Source organism: Neobacillus driksii, from assembly GCF_013409995.1.
GTDB lineage: Bacteria > Bacillota > Bacilli > Bacillales > Cytobacillaceae > Neobacillus > Neobacillus driksii.
Genome location: NZ_JACCBX010000002.1, coordinates 550,952 through 575,393, shown reverse-complemented (window position 1 = coordinate 575,393; position 24,442 = coordinate 550,952). Strand labels below are relative to the sequence as shown.

Annotated in this window: 23 protein-coding genes and 2 pseudogenes; 19 read left to right on the top strand and 6 right to left on the bottom strand. The window is 37.4% G+C overall.

The window, feature by feature from the left end; all coding sequences use genetic code 11:
• Window positions 1-97 precede the first annotated feature (97 nt).
• From F4694_RS06040 to F4694_RS06005, 9 genes are all read left to right on the top strand, one after another.
• Entirely contained in the window at window positions 98-583 is a 486-nt protein-coding gene (locus tag F4694_RS06040; protein WP_179595978.1) for a CBO0543 family protein, read from the top strand.
• A gap of 278 nt (window positions 584-861) precedes the next feature.
• The gene (locus F4694_RS32050; protein ID WP_257029142.1) at window positions 862-1,032 is read left to right on the top strand and encodes a DinB family protein; all 171 of its coding nucleotides are present in this window, start codon (window positions 862-864) and stop codon (window positions 1,030-1,032) included.
• A 487-nt stretch (window positions 1,033-1,519) separates the two neighbouring features.
• On the top strand, window positions 1,520-1,957 hold the full coding sequence (locus F4694_RS06030; RefSeq protein WP_179595977.1) for a VOC family protein: 438 nt from the start codon (window positions 1,520-1,522) through the stop codon (window positions 1,955-1,957).
• A 68-nt stretch (window positions 1,958-2,025) separates the two neighbouring features.
• Window positions 2,026-2,196: a nucleoside/nucleotide kinase family protein gene (locus F4694_RS31720; protein ID WP_218895533.1), complete on the top strand. Its 171-nt coding sequence runs from the start codon at window positions 2,026-2,028 to the stop codon at window positions 2,194-2,196.
• A gap of 730 nt (window positions 2,197-2,926) precedes the next feature.
• A complete protein-coding gene (locus F4694_RS06025) occupies window positions 2,927-3,253 on the top strand; it encodes a PadR family transcriptional regulator (RefSeq protein ID WP_179595976.1) in 327 nt (108 codons plus the stop codon).
• A gap of 15 nt (window positions 3,254-3,268) precedes the next feature.
• Window positions 3,269-3,610, top strand: a complete 342-nt coding sequence (locus F4694_RS06020; protein WP_179595975.1) for a DUF1048 domain-containing protein — start codon at window positions 3,269-3,271, stop codon at window positions 3,608-3,610.
• 342 nt (window positions 3,611-3,952) lie between these two features.
• Entirely contained in the window at window positions 3,953-4,714 is a 762-nt protein-coding gene (locus F4694_RS06015) for an ABC transporter ATP-binding protein (protein ID WP_179595974.1), read from the top strand.
• A complete protein-coding gene (locus F4694_RS06010) occupies window positions 4,715-5,464 on the top strand; it encodes an ABC transporter permease (protein ID WP_179595973.1) in 750 nt (249 codons plus the stop codon).
• 49 nt (window positions 5,465-5,513) lie between these two features.
• Window positions 5,514-5,756 carry a hypothetical protein gene (locus F4694_RS06005; RefSeq protein ID WP_218895532.1) on the top strand — a complete coding sequence of 81 codons (243 nt, stop codon included), beginning with the start codon at window positions 5,514-5,516 and terminating at the stop codon, window positions 5,754-5,756.
• Between the two features lie 174 nt (window positions 5,757-5,930).
• Here F4694_RS06005 and F4694_RS06000 read toward each other — a convergent pair whose 3' ends face one another.
• Window positions 5,931-6,398 (bottom strand): low molecular weight protein-tyrosine-phosphatase, encoded by a 468-nt coding sequence (locus F4694_RS06000; protein WP_179595971.1) that lies wholly within the window; start codon window positions 6,396-6,398, stop codon window positions 5,931-5,933.
• Window positions 6,399-6,693: 295 nt separating this feature from the next.
• Here F4694_RS06000 and F4694_RS05995 point away from each other — a divergent pair, with 295 nt between their 5' ends.
• Window positions 6,694-7,806 (top strand): FtsZ/tubulin family protein, encoded by a 1,113-nt coding sequence (locus F4694_RS05995; protein WP_179595970.1) that lies wholly within the window; start codon window positions 6,694-6,696, stop codon window positions 7,804-7,806.
• 236 nt (window positions 7,807-8,042) lie between these two features.
• On the opposite strand, the gene F4694_RS05990 is transcribed toward F4694_RS05995, so the two are convergent.
• On the bottom strand, window positions 8,043-10,175 hold the full coding sequence (locus F4694_RS05990) for a glycoside hydrolase family 3 protein (RefSeq protein ID WP_218895530.1): 2,133 nt from the start codon (window positions 10,173-10,175) through the stop codon (window positions 8,043-8,045).
• Window positions 10,176-10,764: 589 nt separating this feature from the next.
• The gene (locus tag F4694_RS05985; protein ID WP_179596032.1) at window positions 10,765-11,385 is read right to left on the bottom strand and encodes an NAD(P)-dependent oxidoreductase; all 621 of its coding nucleotides are present in this window, start codon (window positions 11,383-11,385) and stop codon (window positions 10,765-10,767) included.
• 300 nt (window positions 11,386-11,685) lie between these two features.
• On the opposite strand from F4694_RS05985, the gene F4694_RS05980 reads away from it, so the two are divergent.
• Window positions 11,686-12,999, top strand: a complete 1,314-nt coding sequence (locus F4694_RS05980) for a polysaccharide deacetylase family protein (protein WP_179595968.1) — start codon at window positions 11,686-11,688, stop codon at window positions 12,997-12,999.
• A gap of 145 nt (window positions 13,000-13,144) precedes the next feature.
• Here F4694_RS05980 and F4694_RS05975 read toward each other — a convergent pair whose 3' ends face one another.
• A complete protein-coding gene (locus tag F4694_RS05975) occupies window positions 13,145-14,047 on the bottom strand; it encodes a VanW family protein (protein WP_179595967.1) in 903 nt (300 codons plus the stop codon).
• A gap of 250 nt (window positions 14,048-14,297) precedes the next feature.
• Window positions 14,298-14,789, bottom strand: coding sequence for an Rrf2 family transcriptional regulator (locus tag F4694_RS05970; RefSeq protein ID WP_179595966.1), 492 nt, complete (start codon window positions 14,787-14,789; stop codon window positions 14,298-14,300).
• Window positions 14,790-14,996: 207 nt separating this feature from the next.
• Between F4694_RS05970 and F4694_RS05965 the strand changes: the two genes are divergently transcribed.
• The 7 genes and pseudogenes from F4694_RS05965 to F4694_RS05935 all read left to right on the top strand — a co-directional run bounded on the left by F4694_RS05965 (window position 14,997) and on the right by F4694_RS05935 (window position 21,810).
• Window positions 14,997-15,440: a carboxymuconolactone decarboxylase family protein gene (locus tag F4694_RS05965; RefSeq protein ID WP_179595965.1), complete on the top strand. Its 444-nt coding sequence runs from the start codon at window positions 14,997-14,999 to the stop codon at window positions 15,438-15,440.
• A 283-nt stretch (window positions 15,441-15,723) separates the two neighbouring features.
• Complete coding sequence (locus F4694_RS05960) at window positions 15,724-16,287, top strand: VanZ family protein (RefSeq protein ID WP_179595964.1); 564 nt, start codon at window positions 15,724-15,726, stop codon at window positions 16,285-16,287.
• A gap of 122 nt (window positions 16,288-16,409) precedes the next feature.
• Window positions 16,410-16,832, top strand: a pseudogene (locus tag F4694_RS05955) (winged helix-turn-helix domain-containing protein); the annotation flags it as partial.
• Window positions 16,822-17,949, top strand: a pseudogene (locus F4694_RS05950) (sensor histidine kinase). The pseudogenes F4694_RS05955 and F4694_RS05950, both read left to right, overlap by 11 nt.
• 244 nt (window positions 17,950-18,193) lie before the next feature.
• Window positions 18,194-18,760: a DUF4256 domain-containing protein gene (locus F4694_RS05945; RefSeq protein ID WP_179595963.1), complete on the top strand. Its 567-nt coding sequence runs from the start codon at window positions 18,194-18,196 to the stop codon at window positions 18,758-18,760.
• A 699-nt stretch (window positions 18,761-19,459) separates the two neighbouring features.
• Window positions 19,460-21,220, top strand: a complete 1,761-nt coding sequence (locus F4694_RS05940; protein WP_179595962.1) for an acyltransferase family protein — start codon at window positions 19,460-19,462, stop codon at window positions 21,218-21,220.
• Window positions 21,221-21,390: 170 nt separating this feature from the next.
• Window positions 21,391-21,810 carry a hypothetical protein gene (locus F4694_RS05935; RefSeq protein WP_179595961.1) on the top strand — a complete coding sequence of 140 codons (420 nt, stop codon included), beginning with the start codon at window positions 21,391-21,393 and terminating at the stop codon, window positions 21,808-21,810.
• A 37-nt stretch (window positions 21,811-21,847) separates the two neighbouring features.
• Here the strand turns inward: F4694_RS05935 and F4694_RS05930 are convergent, their stop codons facing one another.
• On the bottom strand, window positions 21,848-23,356 hold the full coding sequence (locus tag F4694_RS05930; protein ID WP_308806301.1) for an MHYT domain-containing protein: 1,509 nt from the start codon (window positions 23,354-23,356) through the stop codon (window positions 21,848-21,850).
• A gap of 149 nt (window positions 23,357-23,505) precedes the next feature.
• Between F4694_RS05930 and F4694_RS05925 the strand changes: the two genes are divergently transcribed.
• Window positions 23,506-24,384 carry a LysR family transcriptional regulator gene (locus tag F4694_RS05925; protein ID WP_179595959.1) on the top strand — a complete coding sequence of 293 codons (879 nt, stop codon included), beginning with the start codon at window positions 23,506-23,508 and terminating at the stop codon, window positions 24,382-24,384.
• Window positions 24,385-24,442: the final 58 nt, after the last annotated feature.

The window sequence follows — 24,442 nt, the reverse complement described above, 5'->3', positions numbered from 1 at the left end:
TACAGAAAATTTTTTGAATATTTTAAAGGATAATATTTATTCAATTAGGAAATTGTATAATTGTCAATATTAATTTTTTTTGGAAGGATGTATTTTTTTGGAAAAGAAACTCTTAAATTTACTTACAACTTTATGTTTTATTTCTTTACCATTTATATTTAAAGGACCAAAAATGAGAGAAAATCTCGTGATTTTTTTCTCAAAAGGAGTAATTTCTTCTCTTATAGATGCATATGTTGTTGGAAAAAAAAGAGTTGAATATCCTGTGCGTCCTTTTCCAAAAATTTTTAAAACAAATATTATTTATGACACATTATTTTTCCCGATTTTAAGTGTTATATGGGTTAAGATTTCATACAACGATAAGTTTTGGAAAATATTACTAAAGAGCTTAATATTTAGTGTTCCCATGACTATTGGTCAATGGTACATGGAAAAGAATACAAGATTATTTAAGTGGAAAAAATGGACACCATTACATACTTTTGGCTTCGTAAATTTAACTTTGTTTATAATTAGAGGATTTGTAGGATTACTAAAAATATTAGATAAATTAAAGAAACATCAAAGAGTAACTGAATAATTTAAATTTACATTATTTTCAGCGTCATCTTAAAGGTAAATCGTTGCTGCTGTAACCTTTTTTTTATTATTAGATTAAAGTTTGTCAATTTATGTACTTAAACTATAGGGTGCTTTACTTCAGTAAGGAGTAGAGCTTTTTGTTGTTCCACTAATGGGGCAGATAGTTGAATAATATAAAAGGAATAAGTGTCTTATCGATGTTTAAAATAAAGGTTTTCAGCTTAATAGTATAGAATAAAAATAATAATTCAAAATTTTTTCGGGAGCGGGTATTACATGTATAAAGACAACGAGTATTTTGAGCATTGGATACGTCATAGGAAGGTACTTCACGATTTATTGGATTTTATTGATAACGAGCACATCCATTATAAACCTTGGAGTGGTGCATTCTCGCTAGGAGCTTTGGCGATTCACATTGCAGTATCATCCGACAGGTTTGTATAAGGGATAAAGAACGGTGAATTTACTTTTTCCCATTCATCAAATGATTTTGAAACAATTGAAGATATTAAAAATATCATTAGTGAATATACAGAGAAAACTAAATCCACTTTAAAACTATTATCTGATTCTGATTTGGAACAACAGCTGGCTTTCAATGGATTTATTGCACCAGGAAAAATATGGCTTAGTACAATGATTGACCATGAGATTCATCATAAGGGTCAATTGTTTTACTTACGCTCGATTGATTGGAATTGACAAACTACCATTTTTCATAATTCAACCCCCAAAACAGTGAATATATCCTCTTCAAATAATGGGAATTGAGTGAAAGATGTGATTCCAATGATGATCGCTACGGCGATCATTTTTTCTTGTTAAGTTAACGGGGAATTTAGTGCAGAAAGGAATTGCGAAGTAAAAATCGAATAAAGGAAACTAAGCATCGGAGTATTGCAAATAAAACAGAACATAGGAGATGTGGGATATGAAGATCAATAGAATAGACCATGTGGGTGTAATCGTAAATGATCTGACAGCAGCTAAGGCGTTTTTTCTTGATTTTGGACTTGAGGTGAAAGGGGAATGGGAAATGGAAGGAGAGTTGATGGGATATGCAGTTGGGCTTAATGACGTTAAAGTAGCGTGTGTAGGATTGGGAACGCCAGACGGTCAGACATGGATAGAGCTAATCAAATTTTATACACCGTTAGATGAAAAAGATATTCAGCAACCCTTTGCAAATTCACTGGGTATCCGACATATTGCATTTGCTGTTGAAGATATTGAAGCTGTTGTTGCCAATTTGAAAACGAAGGGCACTGATATTTTTAGTGAGATACAGCAATATGAAGAAAGTTATAAGTTATGCTACGTTCGTGGTCCGGAGGGGATTATTTTAGAGTTAGCTGAGGAAATTAAATAAGTATTGAAATTACCTAATTCAAAGGTTCTTTTTTTGATGACTATGATCTCAATGTTCCAAATGACATTGTGAACTGGGTAGATAATGGGGGAGACCCTAACAAATGGGATTTAACTCCTTTAATCAAGGATTTAGAGGCGTTATTAAGTGAACAACTCGATTACATCGACTTAGACTTCCCGATTTCCTATAAACATTCTGAATTAAGTAAATTCATTGATTTTCTCCGTATTTATTGATATTCCATTAGACATTGCTTTGGAACGTTGAGTAATAGAAGATTTTAGGGATAGTTCACTGATATTATTTTGTTTGATATGGAAAATTATATTTCGTTGTTGATGGTACATACAAGTAACCGAAGTTGCAAAAATTGCTTTTGATAATTAAAAAAAGTTGCCTCTTAAGCATATTCAAGGTAAAAAATTTTGAAATATTACACTTAAAGTAAAGGGTGCTAGAGTTGAAAAAAGGGTTGCTGCGGCAGCCCTTTTTTTTTGTTCCACTAACGAAGCATTTTAATTTAAGTATATTTCTTCACAAACTTATTGATAAGCCAATATCTAAGTTAACAAACGCATCAAATTAATTGAATCGATGCGCTTGTAACTGAATAGTGCCTGCCTTTTTGCGAAGTCGAGACCGTTTGTATTACTAATCATCATTTTGGTCACTTTAACATGTAAATCATGCACGTAAATGAGCGAGTTCTCCCTTCACCAATTATTTTTAAATTATTAGCTTTTCTTGAGAAAAATTACGTGTCTGGCTAAAGTCTAAGCTAACAAATTGGATAAAAACATCTGTGAAGTCGTAATTAGGGATTTTTGCCGAAAAGTTTTATTGACAAGTGACGCTAATCGGTAATACTATATACTAGTAGTCAGTAATACTAAATATCAGTAACACAAAATACCTGTGTTACAGAGTACTGAAAAAATTTAAGTAAAATATAAATGGAGGTAAAGAATGGAAAACATCACAGAAATGCTGAAAGGGGTGCTTGAAGGTTGTGTGCTTGAAATCATCAGCCGAGGGGAAACTTACGGCTATGAAATCACGCATCAGCTGCGAGAACTTGGCTTCACTGATGTAGTTGAAGGCACAGTTTATACGATCACCATGCGTCTTGAGAAAAACAATTTGGTGGACATCGAGAAAAAGCCATCCACTATGGGACCGCCGAGAAAATTTTACACACTCAACGCAGCAGGTCAAGAGCATCTTGAGGTTTTTTGGAAAAAGTGGGATTTTATATCAAGTAAAATAAACGAACTTAAGGATAAAAAAAATTAAAAGGAGAGAAGTAAAATGAATATATTTGAAAAAATTATCGGAAGTTTGGATGACAAGCGGGAATGGAGGGAGATGGAGGCACGTGCGAAGGCACTTCCAAGTGAGTACCGCAACGCTTACAAAGCTATCCAAAAATATATGTGGACTGCTGGTGGTGGTCCCACCGACTGGAAGGACAGCAGCCGTATCTTTGTAGGTATTCTCGATCTCTTCGAGGAAGGAGCAGCGGAAGGCAAGAAAGTCATTGACCTTACGGGCGAGGATGTTGCTGCTTTCTGCGACGACTTGGTTAGGGATGAGCAAACTTGGAAGGACAAATATCGCAAGAAGTTGAACGATACGATTGGTCGTGGCTAACGGTGAATTCCAATTGGAGTTTCGCCTAGCATGGACACTAACCATGGAAACCGTCACTGTGGACGACCTGGCTTCCTTTCCGACGAACAAGTGGCTCCCGCTAAAACCTATGTCGGCAAGTACGTGAAGATTTGAATCAGTGTATCATGAAGCGATTGGAAAAAAGTAAATTCAATAGACATTTCGACTGAATAGAGAGGGTTACAAATGAAATGTGTCACCTTCACTATTCAGTTATATATTTAACTCGGTAGTAAGTAATACAGAATATCAGTCAGACATAGTAGTGAAGTATAGTCAATCTAGCGCCTTGCTGCGCTTATTAATAAGGAGGAAAAAAGTATGAGCAATGCAGCGATTTCTGTAAAAGGGTTAAAAATGTCCTTTAAAGATAAGGAAGTCTTAAAGGGGGTGGATTTTGAGGTGCGGCATGGGGAAATTTTCGCCCTGCTGGGCTCAAATGGTTCGGGTAAGACCACGACGGTCAACATCCTCTCGACGCTGATGAAGCCCGATGGCGGCGAAGTCTGTTTTTGCGGCTTTGACATCCAGCGTCAACCGGATCATGTTCGCCAGAGCATCAGCTTGACAGGACAGTTCGCAGCTTTAGACGGCATGCTCACAGGAAGGGAAAACCTGATAATGATCGCCAAGTTGAGAGGGGTTTCCGATCCCGCTCAAGTCGCTGACCATCAACTTGCAAGATTCAGCCTGCGTGACGCGGCAAACCGCCGGGCGGATAAGTATTCCGGCGGGATGAAGCGCCGGCTTGACATCGCCATGAGCCTGATTGGGACGCCAGAAGTCATTTTTCTCGACGAACCGACGACAGGGCTTGACCCCGAAGCGCGGATTGAAGTCTGGGATACCGTCAAGGAGCTTGCCGGAGGAGGCACGACGATCTTGCTGACGACCCAGTATTTGGAGGAGGCCGAACAGCTGGCTGACCATATCGCCATCCTGCATGGCGGAAAAATCATCACAACCGGTACCCTGAAAGAACTCAAAGAGATGTTCCCGCCAACGAAAGTGGAGTATATCGAGAAGCAGCCCACATTGGAGGAAATTTTCCTCGCAATCATCGGCAAAAAGGAGGATATGTAAATGAAAAGCAAAACAGGGGTAATACTAGGACGAATAATGCGCAACATCATGCGAAGCCCGGATACGATAATTACGGTGGCGATTACACCGATTATGATGATGCTGCTGTTTGTCTACGTATTTGGCGGCGCCATAGAGACAGGTACGGATAACTACGTCAATTATTTATTGCCGGGAATCTTGCTGATGGCTATCGCTTCCGGCGTCGCTTACACTTCATTGCGGCTGTTTAACGATGTAAAGAGCGGACTGATGGCTCGTTTCATTACCATGCCCATCAAGCGTTCCTCGGTATTGTGGGCTCACGTGTTGACTTCGCTTGTCTCCAATGCGCTTACTGTCGTGGTGGTTATCCTCATCGCGCTCTTGATGGGCTTCCGTTCCAGTGCTGGTATCTTGGATTGGCTCGCCGTAGCTGGGATAGTCGGGCTGTTTACGCTGGCGCTGACATGGCTTGCGGTCATTCCTGGATTGACAGCGAGCTCTATGGAAGGGGCGACAGCCTACTCGTATCCGCTGATTTTCCTGCCGTTTATTAGTTCGGCCTTTGTCCCTACCGAAACCATGCCTAAAATTGTCCGTGCGTTCGCTGAGAACCAGCCCGTGACTTCAATCGTGAATGCGATTCGAGCCCTCTTGTATGAAGGGTCTGTTGGCACCGATATCTGGATTGCGCTTGCCTGGTGCGTCGGTATTATGGTCATCGCTTACTTCTTTGCTAATAAAGCATTTAAACGACAGTTAGGGTAAGTATACCATTAAGGGATTAACCCCTATCAATAATAAGCCCCTATGATAAATGCATTTGCTACACATTGAAGGCTACTTAAATGCGGTGCAACCATTAATGAAATCATGGAAACCCTCAAAATATGTTGTGGTTGGAGGCGCATTGATCACTTATACAGCTCGGGGTTGCCAGGATGGGGTAGAAGAATGTACAGCGGTTAGTGCTCTTTCGCAGGAGGAGAAATTAAAAGCTTACAGCATTCCTGTAATAAATGAGTGGAAAACAGACAAGTTTGTGAACAAATCTACTTAAATAAAAGAGTGCTTTTGTGAAATAAAGTTTAGTTATTCCTAACAAGAAACTCGCCAATTGTGGCGAGTTTTCCGTTTTTATATACATGTAGAAACCACTATCATTTCGGCACTTATTTTTAGAAAAAGCACCTCAAAACGGAACCCGTTATCGTGTATTGGTGGGATATTTTTGTTAGCGTAAGTTATGCTCATGGCGAATTTTTTCGAGCAACGCCTGACAGCCTTCTGAAACAAGCTGGTAGGTTTCTTCAAAATCTCCCGTGTAATATGGGTCAGGAACATCTTTGTTATGTTGTGTTAAATCGAGCAGACGGATGATTTTCGGATGATTCGGTTTACCGGTGATCTCGAAAATGTTCTGTACATTGCTCTCATCCATCCCGATGATATAGTCGAACGTTTCAAAGTCTTCCTTTGTTAATTGACGCCCGACAAGTCCTTGCGCGGAAATATTGTATTTCTTTAAGATGGCAAGGGTTCCTTTATGCGGAGGAGAACCGATGTGCCAAGAACTTGTAGCAGCAGAATCAACGCTGACCTTGCTAGACAAATTTTCCTTTTTCAGTAAGTCACGAAACACGCCCTCAGCCATCGGTGAACGGCAAATGTTTCCCAAACACACAAATAATACATTAATCATGTCATAAACTCCTTTTAATCTTTTAAACTACGATGCGACTTCCATAACGACCATTCTAAGCATTTTTTCAAAGATTGTAAATTGAAATACAACAAACAACATTAATAACCAAAGCTATAACAGCCATGAAAATAGATGTGCGCTGTTATAAAGGGCAGGGACATATTTTGGTCATAATCGGTACATCTAAATAGTAAAAATGGTATAAGGATTGTTTTTTCCATATCCATGATTGGTAAAAATACTTCTGAATTTTACAAACTTAGATAATTAGATTATTAAGGAGGCGTGTTTGGTGAAATCGATTGGAATCTTGGGCGTAGGTCAAGCAGGTGGGAATATAGCGGAAATTGCATCAGCCTTGAATTTTCCGACAGCTCTCATTAATACGAATCAACGTGATGGTGTTGTAAACACCAGGGTAGAAAAAAAGTTTTTTGTTCCAGGATATAATGGTGCAGGTCAAGATCGTTCATTGGGACTACGGGCACTTCAAGAAAACTATAAGGAAATTATTGATTTTGTTAACAGCTCTTTTAAGAATATTAAGCTCCTTTTAGTTGCTTTTTCAACAGACGGTGGCACGGGGTCTGGGATGAGTCCAATGCTAATCGATCTGTTAATCGATCAACTGCCTGGTATCAAGGTTGGGGCAATTGCAATTATACCTGAACGAAATGTATTAGCAGGAAATCGTATTAATACCGCGGAGTGTATCGAAGAACTTTCAAATATCGAAGGGATTTCTTCTGTATTCCTCGTCGACAATGATCAAATGCGTAAACAGAAACCACAATCAAGTAAACACGAAATTTACCTGTCTGCTAATCTTCAAGCCATAGAGTCCATAAACCATCTTTTAAAAATCACGAAGAAGAGCTCATTCTTTGGCAATTTTGATGAAACCGATTTAATGAATATCCTTGGATCCAGGGGCGTAACGATTATCTCTTCTGCTCCCATTACGGACGCGAAGAATACATCGGAAGTATCAAAGAAGGTACAGGTTTCTTGGGAGAACTCGATTTTCTGTCCTGTTGAATCACAGGGGGTAATTCGAGCTGGGCTGATCTATGAGGGGCCAGAGAACATTTCAAAGCTGATTAATGTTCCGTCGATTTTTGAAAGGGTGGGGGAACCGCTGCAATTATTTGAAGGGACGTACATCACAGACTCTGACCCAACAATCACAACCGTTCTTGCAGGATTATCATTTCCAACGCGCCGGATGCTCTCGGTGGAAGAATCGATTGAAAAGAATAAAGAACGACTACAGAACCTCGTAAAAAAGGAAAATACCCAAAATTACGAATCTGGTATCCGTTGGGCGTCTAACTTAAAACTAATGAAACAAAACAGTAAGCCGGTATCCATCACTACGAAGTTAAATAAATATCAAAAGAAATAAGAATGAGTGAAAGGAAACAAAGTCGGGGGTGAGATACCTAAATAAAGCTTCTGTCATAAACTTTGTTACTTTTCAAGGCAAGATTAGCTAGAGGGATTAGTCCTCAAGTCCCTTTATAAAATAACAATCTATGCGAAAACAATCAAAAAAAAGAATGATAGGGCTGACTTATACTAGCCGTATTATAACGACTATCCTAAGTCAGCCCATTTTAAACTATTTAAGCGATATGTTGTTTACTTTTCATAGGTTAGACCAAAATCAAACCCATATGCATTACCGTTCTTATCACGATATACATAAGAAGGATCTTCAGCGTAACCGGGAACATCGCCATTGTTATTATTAATTGCTTCTTGATCAGCAGGGATGGTGAATGGAAGTTTTCCTGTTGGAGCAAATTTGCCGCGAATCACATCGACTAACGCTTCTGCTTTCACTCCGAATACTGCTAAAGTAGCTGCTGCGTTTTCTTCAATCTCTCCAATTAACCATGGGCTTGTCATATTAACGGTCAGGATGGTAGGAACAGCTGCTTCAATTTCTTTAATTCTTTCCACATTTATCCCTGTTTCTGAACCTAGAGCAACAGAAAGTGGAATGTCCGGACGATCAGGCACTGTGCTTGGAATGGCATAAACTAGTGCGTGAGTAGCATCCTCTAGGTTGTCAACTACTTGGATAGCTGGATCATACTGTGTTATCGATTTTTTCAAATCAGCAGTTCTAGTTTGTGCGCTGTTTCCGGAGGAGAATACCTCAACATATAATTTAATATCCTCGACTTTATTATCGTTCAGAGGTAATGTGTTATCATCATTACGCAGCAAGACTACGGATTTACGGTGTGCTTCATCTGCTTTTGCCTGTGAAGCTGGGTCATCGGCAATCTGTTGTGCTTGATTCGGATCAACATACGGATTTTCAAATAAGCCTAATTCCATCATTTCGCTTAGAAGTCTTGATACCGCTTCGTCGATTCGCTTCTCGGTAATTAACCCATCCTTAACTGCTTTAATAAGGTCAGTAGGATCCGCTTCACCGGAAACAATATCTGTTCCTGCGTTAATAGCCTTCGCATAACGTTCAGGTTTTGTCAGATCTTCGACTCCCCAAGGCATAGAGTAGATTATGGACGTATCGCTATTTACATATCCCTTGAATTTAAGCTCTTTGCGCAACAAATCTGTGATCAGCCTTTTATTGTAGGCAAAGCCCACTTCCTCAAACTCCTCACCTTTTTTCAACTGTGGTACGCTATGTTCATTACTTGGGTAGGCATAATAAGGCATGATGGATGTCGTTCCGGCTTCAATCGCTGCTTTAAAGGATGGAAGGTGGTACTTATATAAGCTGCCTTCGGTTGGATATGGATTGAATTTAGACCACTCATAATGTGGATCATGACCATCTTGACGAGCACCGCCGCCAGGGAAATGCTTTGTCGTTAGTGAAACGCTATGTGTACCAAGTTCATCACCTTGGAATCCTTTAACCACTGCATAAATCATTTCAGAGGCAAGGTCAGGTTGTTCTCCAAACGTACCGTTGATACGATTCCATAGTGGATCTGTCACGACATCGGCCATGTACATGTAACCCTTACGAATTCCTGTAGAAGTCCATTCCTTCGCAGCAATTTCACCAAATTCTTTAACTAGGTCTGCATCTCGTGTAGCTGCAAGTCCTAGTTCACCTGGCCATAATGAAAACTGTCCGGATGCTTCGCTAAAACCAAATGCTAAATTTCCAGCATGATTTCGAGGATTTGATGTCATGACGACAGGTATTCCTAGTCTTGTATCCTCAGCAATTTTTTGTAGCTCATTGATCCATGAGGCTAAATCTTTAGCAGCAGGATTGTCCCGAATAATTAAGTAGCGTAAATTCCGTTCCTGAATTCCCTTTGTCGCAGCAGATGCTTCAACAATCGGCGGATTAAATTCATAGAATTGCTGACCAGGAACAGACCAGCGATTAGTACTAGTTAGTGTATCTTGCTCACAGGTAATAAAGTCCCCCGTGTCCGGACAAGATCTGCTGTTTCCCATATAGTGAGAAGAGATCAACATCATTCCGGCTTTTTCCTCAAGGGTCATTTGCTTAACAAGATCCTTTACACGTACATTTACTGGAAGGTCCCAGTTTTCATATTTGTCTAGTTTTCCGTTATCATTTAAATCTTTGTACTCTTTACCGTTGACAGTAAGAATATCCTTTGAAATTACACTAAGTCGAGGGACTGTTATAACCTCTACTTTGTTTTCATTTCCACCGTCAGCCGAGGCATAAGGAATCACTAGCGATGATAACATCAGTGCTCCTGCTGATAATACAGCTGCTTTTTTTATCTTTTTCAATAAACCCACCTTTTTTTCCTCCCTCATTTTCATAGACTTAAATCCTTAGCAAAGCAATTTGGTTTATGTAAATGGAAGCGGTAAGAACACAAATCACCAGGTCCATTCAACATAACCAAACAAAAAGAGTAGAATATTTATTATATATAATCACCCCCAGCAATCTAAGCAAACGCTTTCTTTTTCAACTTAAGTGTACGAAAGGGGAGGACAAACGGAGTAGGGAGTTTTTTTAGAAAAATTTGTGATTTTTTAATATTCTGAAAGATAATGTTTTATACCTAGTACTTAATCACTACCAATCTAGTGAAAAAATTCATAAAAATAGATAGAAAACCTCGACGTTTTTCTTTTTTTAGAATGGGGGTGTCATTCCAAACAGAGTTAGACTGATTACTAGTCAATTTGTAGAGCACTTCTGTTTCACTTAATGGAGAATTTAAGCCTATCTTCAAATATTTAAAGGTTCTTAACAAACATTACTTAAAAAAGGGATCATCAGCCGCTGTGCGACCGATGATCCCTTTTTCTAAGACACTTATTTATCAACAATATCCCTAATGGTTACATTTCTTATGCCATTAATAAAGTAGTATAATTAGTAGGCGATACCTACACGTGATTGTATATAATCATTACTTTTTATCAAGTTATATGTAAATTCTGCTGTATCTGATACGGATATTTCAACGCCGCCCTCCGGTAAAAAATTACGATCTACACGATAATCCCCTACACTCTTACCATCCGGCAAATAGGTAGGGCAGACAATAGTCCATTCTAGTGTTGATTGTTTAAGAATATCGTAAACTTTATGATGTTCTTTCGCTGCGCGGACGGACTTGCGTTTTGATTCACTTGACTGATATCGAAGTGTATTTGGGCTTGTTCTACTTTGCAGGATACCTGCAGTGCCTATAGTTATAATTCGTTTTATACCTTCGTTTTCCATTGCTTCGATTATTAGTGGCATACTATCTGATAAAGTGGTTGTCCCGTCAGTATTTAATGCACTAATAACTACATCGATCTCACGCATGGCACGTACGATATCATCTTTATTTAAAACATTACCTTGAAGAATAGTTAAATTTTCATTGTTTATTTGAATCTTCTCTGGAGTGCGGACTAATGCAGTAACATGATGTATGTCACGAAGGGCAAACGTAACTATTTGACATCCAACTCGTCCAGTTGCACCTAAAATTAAAATATTAATGAGTATGAACCTCCTTTTACGATACAATTTTACCCTACACTTAAAAGTAATTCTATCGTTTTCTTCAACAAATGGGTATAAGAGTTGATGAAGGGATAGTGCGGTATCTTGTTTTTGTTATTTTTTAAATTACGAAATTTAGCGGTGCTGAAACCGATGATTTTACTTTTGGGAGAGGAGTATATCTTTCCCCCATCTAAACGGACACGTTATTCTCAAGGCCAGATGCTTTACATAGCAGCAGTTCACACTTCAAAAGATTTGTAATTTTGAGAACATCAGTGATATTAGGAGGAGAGGATGGTTTTTTTGAAAAGATATTTATGGATTCTTGTATTTTTTTATTTAATTATTCTTGTTTCTTGCAGCCCAGGTCCTGTTACCAGTTCATCTAAAAGTAATGAAGAACCCAACCATCAAGAAGATATAATATCTGACCCTCCAACAAAGGAAGAAAGTAAACCCTCAGAATCTTATCCAAAACAAATAAGAGATTTAGCTTTGAATGGAAAGGGTCTTAATTCTGAATTTACATTGAAAACTAACATCCAAAGAGTTTATGAAAATTGGGGCGATCCTGATTATACAGATAAGTATAACGAGAATTTTTATGTAAGGTATGAACAACGGGGAATTACATTTGGTTTTTATGAAAACGGGGAAATTTTTGATATTCGATCTTACGATGATGAACTACACTCGTTGACCTATGATGAAATTAGTTCAGCACTTGGGGAACCTACCGATAAAAGGAGAGTAAATGACGAAACTATTTATGTGTATAAACTCAATGAAGAAAATGAGCTAAAATTTATTATTCCTAATGGAACAGGCAAAGTAGATCATACATCGGTATTCCTTACTCAAAAAAATGTCGATACATCAAACATAATTAAGGACTATATTTTAGAAATCAAAGGAACATCCGATAATTTGTCAAAAAAAGCATGGGCGAATATGTTGAAGTCACGTGCAGAAATGCTTGCTTTGGCTAAAAGTAACCCTAAGAACATATTTTTAAATGGATCTAACCAGAAAAAAGTTGCCCTTACTTTCGATGATGGGCCAGATAAAATAGTGACACCTGCAATAATAGATATATTAGCTCGATATAACGTAAAAGGTAATTTCTTTTTTGTCGGTGAAAAAGTTCGTCTTTATCCAGAAATCGTTAAAACGGCATTTGACGATGGCAATTTAATATTAAGCCACAGTTATTATCATAATGACCTTAGTAAGAGTGGTAAGGAGGTTATAACAAGGGACCTAGCATTGACAAATGATGCGATTCAAGATGTTATCGGGAAAAGACCAGCGATGTTTAGACCTCCATATGGAGCAACAAGTAATTTTGTTATTTCTGCTGCTCAAGAAATAAATATGAAAATCGTCCTATGGTCCATTGACACTCTTGATTGGTCTCAAAAGGAAAGTACTCATATTAAAGAAAATGTCCTTAATAATGTTAGAAGTGGGGATATTATTTTAATGCACTCGGATGAAGATAAGACAGAAACTGAAAAAGCACTGCCTTTAATCATAGAAGAACTTAAAAATAAGGGTTTTCAAATAGTTACTCTAGATATTTTAATTAATGAAGCCGCTTATAGATAGAAAAGACTTGATTGAAACCGCGTATTTTCCGTTTGAAACTAGTAAGGGAACAGACCGGTGGGAAAACCACCGGTCCCTTTGTATACAGCGGATAGAGCCAATATAGAATTAAAGACAAAAAACGGGGAAGACCAAAGTAATAAACTCACTTGGGTAGCCGACTATTCTGATAAGGCAGATATGGAACATTTTTAGGGTTAAAGGAAATTACATCCGAAGAATAGATCTCAATCATTAATTTATTCCCTAATGTATTTGCTTGAATTAAAATCGGTTGATTGTATTTATTTTTAAAAACGAAATCAGGTCCATTCCAACTTACAGTGGCATCCCGCCCAGGTGGAACGTACGAAATCGGACTGCTGTGGGGATAACGCTTAATAACTTCTAAACCTGCATTATCTACTGCATTATAAAGAGTTGATGAAACTTGACAAATTCCACCACCTGTATCTTCTGCAAATTTCCCTTTCTCGATGACAGGAGCGGGTAAATAGCCTTTACCTGCTGTTCTTTCCCCAACCACTTTATTAAATGAGAAGGTTTCACCGGGATAAAGAACAAAATTATTAATCGCTTCTGCGGCAAGATAAATATTATTGTTTCGGTTTTTTTTATTGGTACTGAACGCTGTAACATATTCCCCAATTTTTTCACTTCGAATTGTTCCAAGTAATTCACTATCAACCTGAGGATAAATGGCTTGTAATGGAGCTTCTAATTCAGACGTAGTGTTATTAAAGTAATAAGTATAAACTTGTTCTGTGAATTTTTGACGATCTAAACGATAACCAATCTGCTCTCCAATGATATTTCCAGACCTATCTATAAATGCGTTTTTGGGATCTTTAGAAACATCTTTATCTATTTCGTCCATAAATTTATTAAACTTTACTGTATTCATAATAGGTAATCCAGGCAGGTTCAACGATAAGTCAGTACAATTAACCGTTGATATAGGCTGACCATTGTTAGTAATTAATAAACTGCCTGGAATATTTAATTGTTGAGATAGAATCATTAGCCCAAGTATCCAAGTAAAATTCATATACAGGAAAGCCCCCTTAACTTTTTATGGAAGTATAGACATTAGACTATATTTTAATTTATCCTCTTTAATAATTCCCAATCCATCAACTTTAACATTCCCTCAAGCGTCTGCCTTTAGAATTGGAAAAGACATATGGATCCCACTTCCAAAAATATTGGTATGAATATTAGCTTCAGGAATACTTTCGTTTGGTGCAAAGAAAAAACCTCTCTAAATTCCCTTTGTAAAGGAATTTCACGAGAGGTTTTTATATGTCGCTCTTCGAAAAATATTTCCGAGTTTCTTCACGCATTTGTTTAGGTAAGACTACATCTAGCTCTTCATTTAACCATGCAAGTGTTTTACTTCGTAAGAAATCACGCATTTTTTCCTCTGCAGCGAGCATTACGATATTTATCGTACAAGAGGAGGGAGCTGAACAGCAGTTTTCTCTATACAAATATCCATTATCTTTGATATTTTTACATTGAAAAATTGGCTTAGGACCTTCAACTGCTTTAATTACATCCCAAAACGAAATTTCATCTGGAGATTTAGCAAGTCTATAACCACCCTTAACTCCCGGGACGGAACTTACGATACCTGCCTTGGATAATTTAGTAAAAATCTTTGAGAGATATGTATCCGAAATACCTTGAAAAGAGGAAAGTTCCTTTATTCCGGTGGAAGAATCCTCAGGGATATCAATTAAATAAACGAGACAGTGAAGTGCATACTCAACTCCAATACTATACTGCATAAAAGACACCTTTCTCATAAAAAAAGTAATTTACTTAATCTTAGAAATGATTTAATTCTTTGTCAATCATACTAGCACTTGAGTGGGTTGACAGAATATAATAAACAACCTATTATAGATATAAGTAATCGCCGATTAACATTATCTGTAATTGTTCTTGATTATATATTTATTAATCGAGTGACCTATTTTAAGGAGGTAATTAAATTGAAACAACGAATTGATTACAACAATGTTGTACCAGCAGCACTGAATATAATGATGGAAATGGAGAAATATACGAAAACTACAGGTATAGACCGCAAACTTCGTGAACTTATAAAAATCCGGGCTTCTCAAATTAACGGCTGTGCTTATTGTTTGAATATGCATACAGATGACGCTCGAAAAATGGGCGAAACAGAACAAAGAATATATTGTGTCAGTGCTTGGGAAGAATGTGAATTCTATACTGATGCAGAAAAAGTAGCCTTAGAGTTGACAGAATACGTGACATTAATTTCAACAAAACGTATTCCAGAAGAACTTTATCAGCGCGTACGTAAACATTATGACGAAAAAGAGTATGTGGACCTTATCCTAATCATTAATCAAATTAATAGTTGGAATAGAATCTCGATTGCAATGGGGAATACAGCTACGGAAAAATAATTTATCTCAGACAATAGCTCGGTATCTAAGTTCGTATTCAAAATAAATAACGCTGTTACAATCAAATACAATTAAGAAGGAGCTTGGATTTTCCAAGCTCCTTTTTAATTACAAGAACAGTTTCGGTGCTCCAATAGAAGCTCATTTATCGAGAGACTGCAATAAATTTAGGGAACCTTTACTCTCTCTTTAAAAAATCTTTAACAATTGCCACTATACTAAAGTCAAGCTTAAGCGAAAGAACAGCGCCATCAACGATTTTAAATTTAGGAGGAGAAACAATATGTATTACACAATAGATTCTTGGTATATTTTGCTGCCGGCATTCATTCTCTTTTTAGTAACTCTTTTCATTGGAACCAGAAAAAAAGACTATCGAGCGGGACAATATTTTCTATTAATAACACTTGCTATATATCTTTTAGCAGTGATTCATTTAGTATTCTTTCCAGTAGAGGTCTATTCAGGAGAATATAAATCCTCGCAACCATTGTTGCAAATGATTTTTCAAGAATTTAATTTTATTCCAATCTTAACCATCGACACTCCAACTTTTGTATTAAATATAATTATGTTGATACCTTTTGGTGTGTATTTACCATTACTTAATGGTAAAGTGGATTCAGCTAAAAAAGCAGCAAAATATGGTTTCTTCCTAAGCTTGTTAATTGAAGTGATACAATTGACAATTGAAGTCACATTAGGAAGTGGCAGAATCGCAGATATTTTTGACATTATTGCCAATACACTTGGAGCTGCAGTTGGATTTTTAATAATAAGGAAATTGGTAAAAATAAAAATATTCAACGTTTTGGTTTCTAAACTTTCATTAGCAAAATCTGAGTAAATCCGCTATCCAGGGGATTTATGCTTGATTCGAACTGGTTTTAGGGGGTTGTATTTTGAGTAAAGCAATACTTGTTGTCGATGATGATAAAGAAATTGCAGAGTTGATTGAAGTGTACCTTCATAATCGGATTAATGACAGGTGCAGATGATTATATAAGTAAACCTTTCAACCCGTTGGAATTGACAGCAAGAGTGAAAGCATTACTTAGAAGAGCCAGTTACCAGCAGCCGGCAGTGGAGAATGATCGAATTCAAATTTCTTCACTAGAAATTGACAAACAGAGTCATGAAGTAACGGCTAACGGAAGAGCAATAAAATTACCTGCCATTGAATTTGATATTTTATATTTACTAGCCAAGAATCGGGGTAGAGTTTTTGGCTCAGAAGAGATTTTTGAAAAGATATGGAATGAGCCTGGGGCAGGGTCGAATAAAACGGTTATGGTTCATATAAGTAACTTGCGAGATAAAATCGAAGCGGCTTTGCCTGGAGAATCGATTATTCAGACAGTCTGGGGGGTTGGCTATAAAGTTGATAAATAATTTCCTTGATGTCGTAAAGCTTATTCCGAATAAGAAAATTTATCTTTATCTTTTTCTTTCCGCAATAATGACCATAATTACGGCTTTTTTTGTTATTCCTTCTTTAGAATATTACGATGAACACTCACGATTTTTTTCGAAGATTGTTGAAGTATTGTCCTATTTCGGGCCATTTTTCATTATTTTTTTCTATTGTTCTATCTTTTGTGCGTACCTTTTTCTATTTTATCAATATGAGAAACAACGATACACAGCCTTTAGAATTTATAAACTGTCCGGAAATTCGTTTAATTGCAAAAGCTAATTTTGATAAAAAGGTAACAGAAATAGATGTGAAAACAAATTGGGGCAATTAACGGAAAGTATTAACGCTATTATCATTCAAGCACAAAAGGCCATTGAGGAAGAAAGAAGGGCAAAGGATATTAAGAATGATTTAGTAACGAATGTTGCCCATGACCTTAGATCACCTCTCACCTCTATTATTGGATACTTAAACCTTATCAATACCGATCATTATCGGGATGAAATCGAACTACGCTATTACACCCAGATTGTACAATCAAAGGCTGAGAGATTACATCACTTAATCAATGATTTGTTTGAATATACGTATGTCCAAAACAAAGAAATCCTGATAATTAAAGAGCCAATTAATATAGAAGAAATGGTAAACCAATTAGCTGTTTAATATTGGATTCAGCTGCAAGAAGCTGGAATGTAATTAAGACAATTCACAACCACCGAAAATCCGATTATTAGAGGTGAAGGTAATAAACTGGCCAGAGTATTTGAAAACCTGATACAAAATGCCATCCGCTATGGAAAAGAAGGGAAATATTTAGATATTAGAATAATGGAACAAGTGGAAACGATAGAAATTGCCATCAGTAATTATGGTCAGCCAATACCAAGTGTGGACCTTCCACATATTTTTGAACGGTTTTACAGAGTAGAAAAATCACGTTCTGAATATACAGGTGGTGCCGGGTTAGGACTCGCCATTGCCAAAAGTATCGTTGAATTGCATGATGGCGAGATTAAAGTAGAAAGTTCCGCCGGGAAAACCACTTTTATTGTTAGCTTAGTAAAAGAGATGGTTGAAACAACTATTTAATCCAAACATGCAGGTATCTGTCTTTTCCATAGCGTTAAATATAAAACGCTAATATATGAGAACGCCTGTCTTTTCGCTAACCTAGTGTTTCTATTGGGATTACAAGGTAAACTACGGGAATGTTTGAATTCTTGTAATGATAATAGATAAATTTTGGCAATAGTTGAATAAATTCTAGGGGATTAATTGAATGAACAGGTTAGTTCTTATACAATTAGGAGTATAAACAAGGGAGGAAACCAATATGACAGTTATAAATAGGGAGTTGTCCCTGGAACAACGTGAAGAACTACTTAGAACATTGAAAGCCCGATTTGAGAAAAACATGATCCGACATGATGGTCTTGAATGGACTAATGTACAAGCTAAGCTCGAAGCCAACCCTGAAAAACTGTGGTCGCTCAATGAAATGGAAGGTACTGGCGGTGAACCGGATGTGGTGGGCCATGATGAAGAGACGGGCGAATACATATTTTATGATTGTTCTGCAGAAAGTCCTAAAGGTCGCAGAAGTGTTTGTTTCGACCGTGCTGCACTGGACGCAAGGAAAAATCACAAACCAGAAAATAGCGCAATGGATCTTGCTGCTGAAATAGGGATAGATCTTTTAACAGAAGAACAATACCGGGAGCTCCAGAAACTTGGAAAATTCGATTTAAAAACGTCGAGCTGGGTGCAAACACCTGCTAATATAAGAAAACTTGGCGGGGCACTCTTTTGTGATCGCCGCTATGATACTGTCTTTGTTTACCATAATGGCGCAGATTCGTACTATGCTGCAAGGGGATTTCGTGGGTCGCTAAGAGTCTAATCTTTACACAGGCATCTTTATGGGATTTCCTTGTGGCAATGTGGAGGATTTTACATAAAAGGAAGGCTCTGCTAAAGAATGATGTTGATTTTTCCCAAAGAAATCCTTATGAAGGACTAATCTCACTGGAAACTCTCCTGATTAGTCTCTCAACATGCTTATGAAGGACTAATCTCACTGAAAGCTTTCCTGATTAGTCTCTCAACATGCTTATGAAGGACAAATCTCATTGGGAACTCTCCTGATTAGTCTTTCATCCTGCTTTTGATGGACTAATCTCATTGGGAACTCTCCTGATTAGTCTTTCATCCTGCTTTTGATGGACAAATCTCACTGAAAGCTTTCCTGATTAGTCTCTCATCCTGCTTTTGATGGACAAATCTCACTGAAAGCTTTCCAGATTAGTTCTCAACATGCTTATGAAAGACAATTCTCACTGAAAACTCTCCAGATTAGTCTTTCATCCTGCTTATGAAGGACTAAACTCACTAAGAATTCCGCTGATTAGTCTTTCATCAACCTTTTATACCGTTGGACTAATAATCAACAATAACTAAAAGTAAAATTGAAATAGATATAAACAGGAACAGACGCGGTTTGGGGAATGATTAACCCATCATTATCATAAAAAACATTAGGGGCGTAATTAAACCTCTAATGTTTTTTTGTCCTTTCAACATAAAGGAAGGAGAGGATGGAATGGGAGTCCCAAAAAATGAAAAACGTAGATATATGCCAGGAATTGATGGACTTAGAGCGATAGCCGTCATTGGCGTTATTCTTTACCATCTGAATATCCCTTGGTTTCAGGGTGGATTTTCAGGTGTAACGGTATTCTTTGTTTTGTCTGGCTACTTAATTACAGACATCCTAATTGATGAATGGGATAATAACAATAAAATTGACTACTTTCGCTTTATGATTCGGCGTTTTCGCAGACTGGCTCCCGCATTATTGACGATGATTTTTATCGTTACCCTATGGGTAATTTTCACGAATCATCCTTCGTTTGAAAAACTACGTTCAGATTTTCTTCCTTCACTTTTGTATGTGACAAATTGGTGGTACATTTTTCATAATGTTTCCTATTTTGATCGCTTCGGTCCTGCTTCACCCCTTACTCATATTTGGTCACTAGGCATTGAGGAGCAATTTTATCTTATATGGCCGCTGTTGGTGATTCTTGGATTTATTTTTATAAAAAGAAAAAGGTTACGAGTTTTGGCAATCTTGGCCGGAGTCTTCATATCTGCTTGGTTAATGGCATTCCTTTATACACCGGGAGAAGATCCTTCTCGTGTTTATTATGGAACAGATACAAGAGCTTTTTCACTACTGTTAGGTGCTGCACTTGCATTCGTTTGGCCAAGTCAGCGATTGTCTAAGACCTTACCAAGGCATGCTAGTTGGGTTCTAGAAATGGTGGGCTTAACGGGAGTATTGCTGTTAATTATTATGTTTATGGTTACGTCAGAATTTGACTCTTTTCATTATCAGGGAGGCATGCTTCTATTATCCATTATTACCACTTTAGTGGTAGCGGCATTAGCTCATCCTGAAAGTATGCTAGCGAAATGGCTAAGTGTGAAGCCTTTGCGATGGATTGGAGTTCGTTCCTATGGGATTTATTTATGGCATTATCCGATAATCATCCTAACCACACCGATTATTAACACAGAAGGATTAAATGGTTGGCGAATAACCATACAAATAGCTGCGACAATGATTATTTCGGCCTTGTCCTATCATTTTGTGGAAACACCAATTAGAAAAGGGAAGATTAAATTTACGTTAACTGCCTTTAAAAAACTGTCCTTTTTAAAACGAAGGATTGTTTTAGGAAGCTGTTCTTTACTATTTGCGTTATTAATCGGCATTGGAGTCGAATTTGCAAAAACACATGTTATTGTTACGACCAAGGCACCCTTAACGATTGAAACGATACATGAGATTGAATTCAACAATGACCCAATCATAGAACCTGAACCAGCTCCTGAATTGAAAACGATTACCGTCATTGGTGATTCGATTCTTTATGATGTTGCTCCATTCTTTAAAAATCTTTACCCAGAGGCGGTTATCGATTACCGAGTCGGACGGCAAATGTCTGAGGTGCCAGAGGTGATACAGCAACTAGAGAGCAGTGGGCAATTAGGACAAAATGTGATTATTCAACTTGGAACCAATGGACCGTTTGTGAAAACAGACTTACTAAATTTAATTAATAGTCTGGAAAATAAAAAAGTCTATTTAGTAAACTGTCGAGTACCACGTGTCTGGGAATCCACTGTGAATCGTACGTTAGAGGAGGTCGTTACTAGTACGCCGAATACTGTTCTCGTAGATTGGTATAGTACCAGTGCCGGGCATCCTGAGTTTTTTGCAAACGATGGTGTTCATTTAACGAGGTTTGGCGGCGAAACATATGCTAATATGATTGCCGCGATGGTAGCAGAGTAATTGGAATCCGTCATTACTCTGCATTTTTTTATTCTCATTAGTGATTTCGATAAGGTCGTAAAATGTCGATATTTGTATTTTTTTATTTCGATTGGTTTCCAAATAATTGGAAATCATAATAAACACTTCCATTAAACGGAAATAGCAAACATCGTGCAAAGGAGTTATTCATGAGAAACCTTGCTGCTTTATTTTCCATGCTTATGCCTGGATTTGGTCAACTGTATAATAAACAATTTTTAAAAAGTGTATTTCTTCTCTTTGTTGAACATTATGATAATGTATTGGGTAGAATCAATACGGCCATTCATCTAGATTTTAATGGCTTCCATCAAAAAGCGTTAGAGGCAGCCAATTTTCAATATGTGTTATTTTATCCTGGATTTTATGCCTATACGGTTTGGGATGCCTGGTATTTTGCAAAGCCAAATGCAGATAAAAAAAAATCCGCCATCCCTTTTTTGATAGGTGGGTTTCTTGGTGAATTTGGTGCGATCTTCTCTAGTCGATTGCCCATTCCTACTCTAACGGTGGGACTGCTAATGGTTGTACCTATGATTGTAGGAATGATTATACTAAGAAATCAATAAAAAAGCTTTACCTTTTTGTGTGGTAAACCAGTTCAACTTAAGAAGATTCCGATAAAGTGGGATCATCTTTAAGATTTTGTTTTACATACTCTAGATGGCTAAGTTCTGTGGGCAAGGTGATTGTTACGGTTGTAGCGATGTTCGGCACACTTTTTATTTCAAACTTCCCATTGTGATTTTGAATGATTTTCTTGCTCACCATTAGCCCCAAACCGGTTCCCTCTGTTTTGGTTGTATAAAAGGGGGTGCCTAATAAAGGAAGATTTTCCCTCGATATCCCCACACCGTTATCAATGACCGAAATAATTAAATTGGTGTTTTGATGTTCCATTCTAATCTTAATTTTTCCTCCTTGCGGCATGGCTTCTATCGAATTCTTAATGAGATTGGCAATTACTTGTTTTATTTGATTTTCTTCGCATTTAACTAAAAATCGGTCTCCAATAAACTCCGGGATGATTTCTATGTTATTCATGATCGCCTGTGTATTTAAGAGGGTAATCACATTTTTTACACTTTGCGAAATATCGGTTAAGGAATACTGAACGATATGTGGTTTAGAAAGGACCATAAATTCACTCACAATAAAATTGATCCTGTTTATTTCATCAATCATAATCTTGGAATATCGTTTATTTGCTTCGGGATCGGTATTTTCATTCATCATTTGCGTAAATCCTTTTAGGGTCGTTAAAGGATTTCTAATTTCATGTGCCACACCAGCTGCAAGTTCTCCTACCAGCGATAGTTTCTCAGATTCTCTTAACTTTTTCTCATGATTATTTAAATCCTTCATTTGAGCAATTAGCTTTTTATCCAAAAAGGCACTGGATAATAACATAATCAACACGACGAAAATGGCAGGGACTGAGATAAAAGAACTCAAGTTATTGGAGCTTACTGAGTAATATGCCGCTGAAGGTGGGTGAGAAGGTTGATAGTGAAGATTCGTACCCCACATCCCAATATAATGCATTCCTGCGATTCCAATGCCCATTAGGATACTGCTCAATACCCGGCGATTAAATTTCATTGAGCGCTTATGATTAAAAAAGAAAAGTACCCATAAAGAGCCAAATGCACTCGTAAAAGCAATACATAACGACAAAAGCACGATCGTAGGGTTATAGGTGATGGAGAAGTTCAGATGCATTGCCTCCATCCCTAAATAATGCATACCCACGATTCCTCCGCCCATAAACAGACTCGCATAAAGGAGTCTGCCATAATTCATTTTCATCATAAAGAAGGCAAGCCCAGTACCTGCTATTGAAATCAACAGTGAAAGCAATACCATCCTAGCGTCATACTCACTATCACTTGGCATATCCATCGCAAACATACCCACAAAGTGCATGGTCCAAATTCCAATCCCCATTGCAATCGCACAACCTAGTAACCAAAGATTGTATTTTAAATTTTTAAAAATGATCATTTTCCAGCGAAGATCTAACGCTATATATGAAAAAAGAATTCCAACGAGAATGGAAAAAACGAACCAGTAATCATTATAATTCCCGGTCAAATTATGTTCCATCATTAACACTTCCAACTAGTTTATATTTTTACCATGATTCACTTCCAACCAATTTATTATAACGAAATAACAATAAATGGTAAAATATACCCAAATAGCGATAAACCGTTAAAAGTACTATACTTTAGTAAAATATAAAGACATGGGGGTTTTATGCTTTGGAATTGCGACAATTACGAGTATTTGTAGAAGTAGCGAGGCATAAAAGTATAACGAAAGCTGCAGAGCATTTGCATGTTTCACAGCCAGCACTGAGCAAGTCGATCATGGCCTTGGAAGAAGAGCTGGGCATGTTGTTAATGATTCGAAGTAATAAGACAAGCGAGATCACCGATGCTGGCAAAGTGGTGTTGGAATATGCACAAAAAATGACGCTGCTGCTTGACGAGATGACAGATACCTTGAATGACATGACAAACCTGACACGTGGACAAATAAATGTTGGATTGCCTCCGTTTATTGGCAGCTTATTTTTCCCGCGCGTAATGGCTAAGTTTCATCATTCCTATCCGAATATTGGTTTGAATATTACGGAGTATGGAGGGGCTAGGGTGGTGAAAAGTGTCGAAGAAGGAGAATTTGAACTCGGAGTAGCCGTTCTTCCTATTGACGAAAAGCAGTTTCATGTCTACCCGATTGTAGAAGAAGAAATGAAATTGCTCGTATACAAAGACCACCATCTAGCTTCAAAAAACGAGGTAGATATAAAAGAATTAAAGGACGAGGAGTTTATTTTTTATCATGAAGAATTTGCGCTTCATCAAATTATGAGGAATCATATTATCGCTGCTGGCTTTGAGCCAAAAATCTTATTTAAGAGTTCTCAATGGGACCTGATGTCAGAAATGGTCGCGGCAAATCTCGGAATCACCATTCTTCCGCAGTCCATCTGTAATCGGCTGTTTAACAAGGACATAAAGATTATTAACTTAAAACAAGAAATCTTATGGAAACTTGCAGTTATCACGAAGAGGGACCGGTATATCTCTAACGCTGGGAGAACCTTTATTGATTTCATTTTAAACGAACGTCTATAACTTTTAGTTATGAAACTCATTCTGAATATGTATTTTACGAATGGTGAATTTCGTCGTA

Excerpts from the sequence above, each read along its gene's own strand:
- F4694_RS32050 (WP_257029142.1), top strand. The coding sequence starts at position 862 with ATGTATAAAGACAACGAGTATTTTGAGCATTGGATACGTCATAGGAAG.
- F4694_RS06030 (WP_179595977.1), top strand. The coding sequence starts at position 1,520 with ATGAAGATCAATAGAATAGACCATGTGGGTGTAATCGTAAATGATCTG.
- F4694_RS06025 (WP_179595976.1), top strand. The coding sequence starts at position 2,927 with ATGGAAAACATCACAGAAATGCTGAAAGGGGTGCTTGAAGGTTGTGTG.
- F4694_RS06020 (WP_179595975.1), top strand. The coding sequence starts at position 3,269 with ATGAATATATTTGAAAAAATTATCGGAAGTTTGGATGACAAGCGGGAA.
- F4694_RS06015 (WP_179595974.1), top strand. The coding sequence starts at position 3,953 with ATGAGCAATGCAGCGATTTCTGTAAAAGGGTTAAAAATGTCCTTTAAA.
- F4694_RS06010 (WP_179595973.1), top strand. The coding sequence starts at position 4,715 with ATGAAAAGCAAAACAGGGGTAATACTAGGACGAATAATGCGCAACATC.
- F4694_RS06005 (WP_218895532.1), top strand. The coding sequence starts at position 5,514 with ATGCATTTGCTACACATTGAAGGCTACTTAAATGCGGTGCAACCATTA.
- F4694_RS06000 (WP_179595971.1), bottom strand. The coding sequence starts at position 6,398 with ATGATTAATGTATTATTTGTGTGTTTGGGAAACATTTGCCGTTCACCG.
- F4694_RS05980 (WP_179595968.1), top strand. The coding sequence starts at position 11,686 with ATGGTTTTTTTGAAAAGATATTTATGGATTCTTGTATTTTTTTATTTA.
- F4694_RS05975 (WP_179595967.1), bottom strand. The coding sequence starts at position 14,047 with ATGAATTTTACTTGGATACTTGGGCTAATGATTCTATCTCAACAATTA.
- F4694_RS05970 (WP_179595966.1), bottom strand. The coding sequence starts at position 14,789 with ATGCAGTATAGTATTGGAGTTGAGTATGCACTTCACTGTCTCGTTTAT.
- F4694_RS05960 (WP_179595964.1), top strand. The coding sequence starts at position 15,724 with ATGTATTACACAATAGATTCTTGGTATATTTTGCTGCCGGCATTCATT.
- F4694_RS05945 (WP_179595963.1), top strand. The coding sequence starts at position 18,194 with ATGACAGTTATAAATAGGGAGTTGTCCCTGGAACAACGTGAAGAACTA.
- F4694_RS05940 (WP_179595962.1), top strand. The coding sequence starts at position 19,460 with ATGGGAGTCCCAAAAAATGAAAAACGTAGATATATGCCAGGAATTGAT.
- F4694_RS05935 (WP_179595961.1), top strand. The coding sequence starts at position 21,391 with ATGAGAAACCTTGCTGCTTTATTTTCCATGCTTATGCCTGGATTTGGT.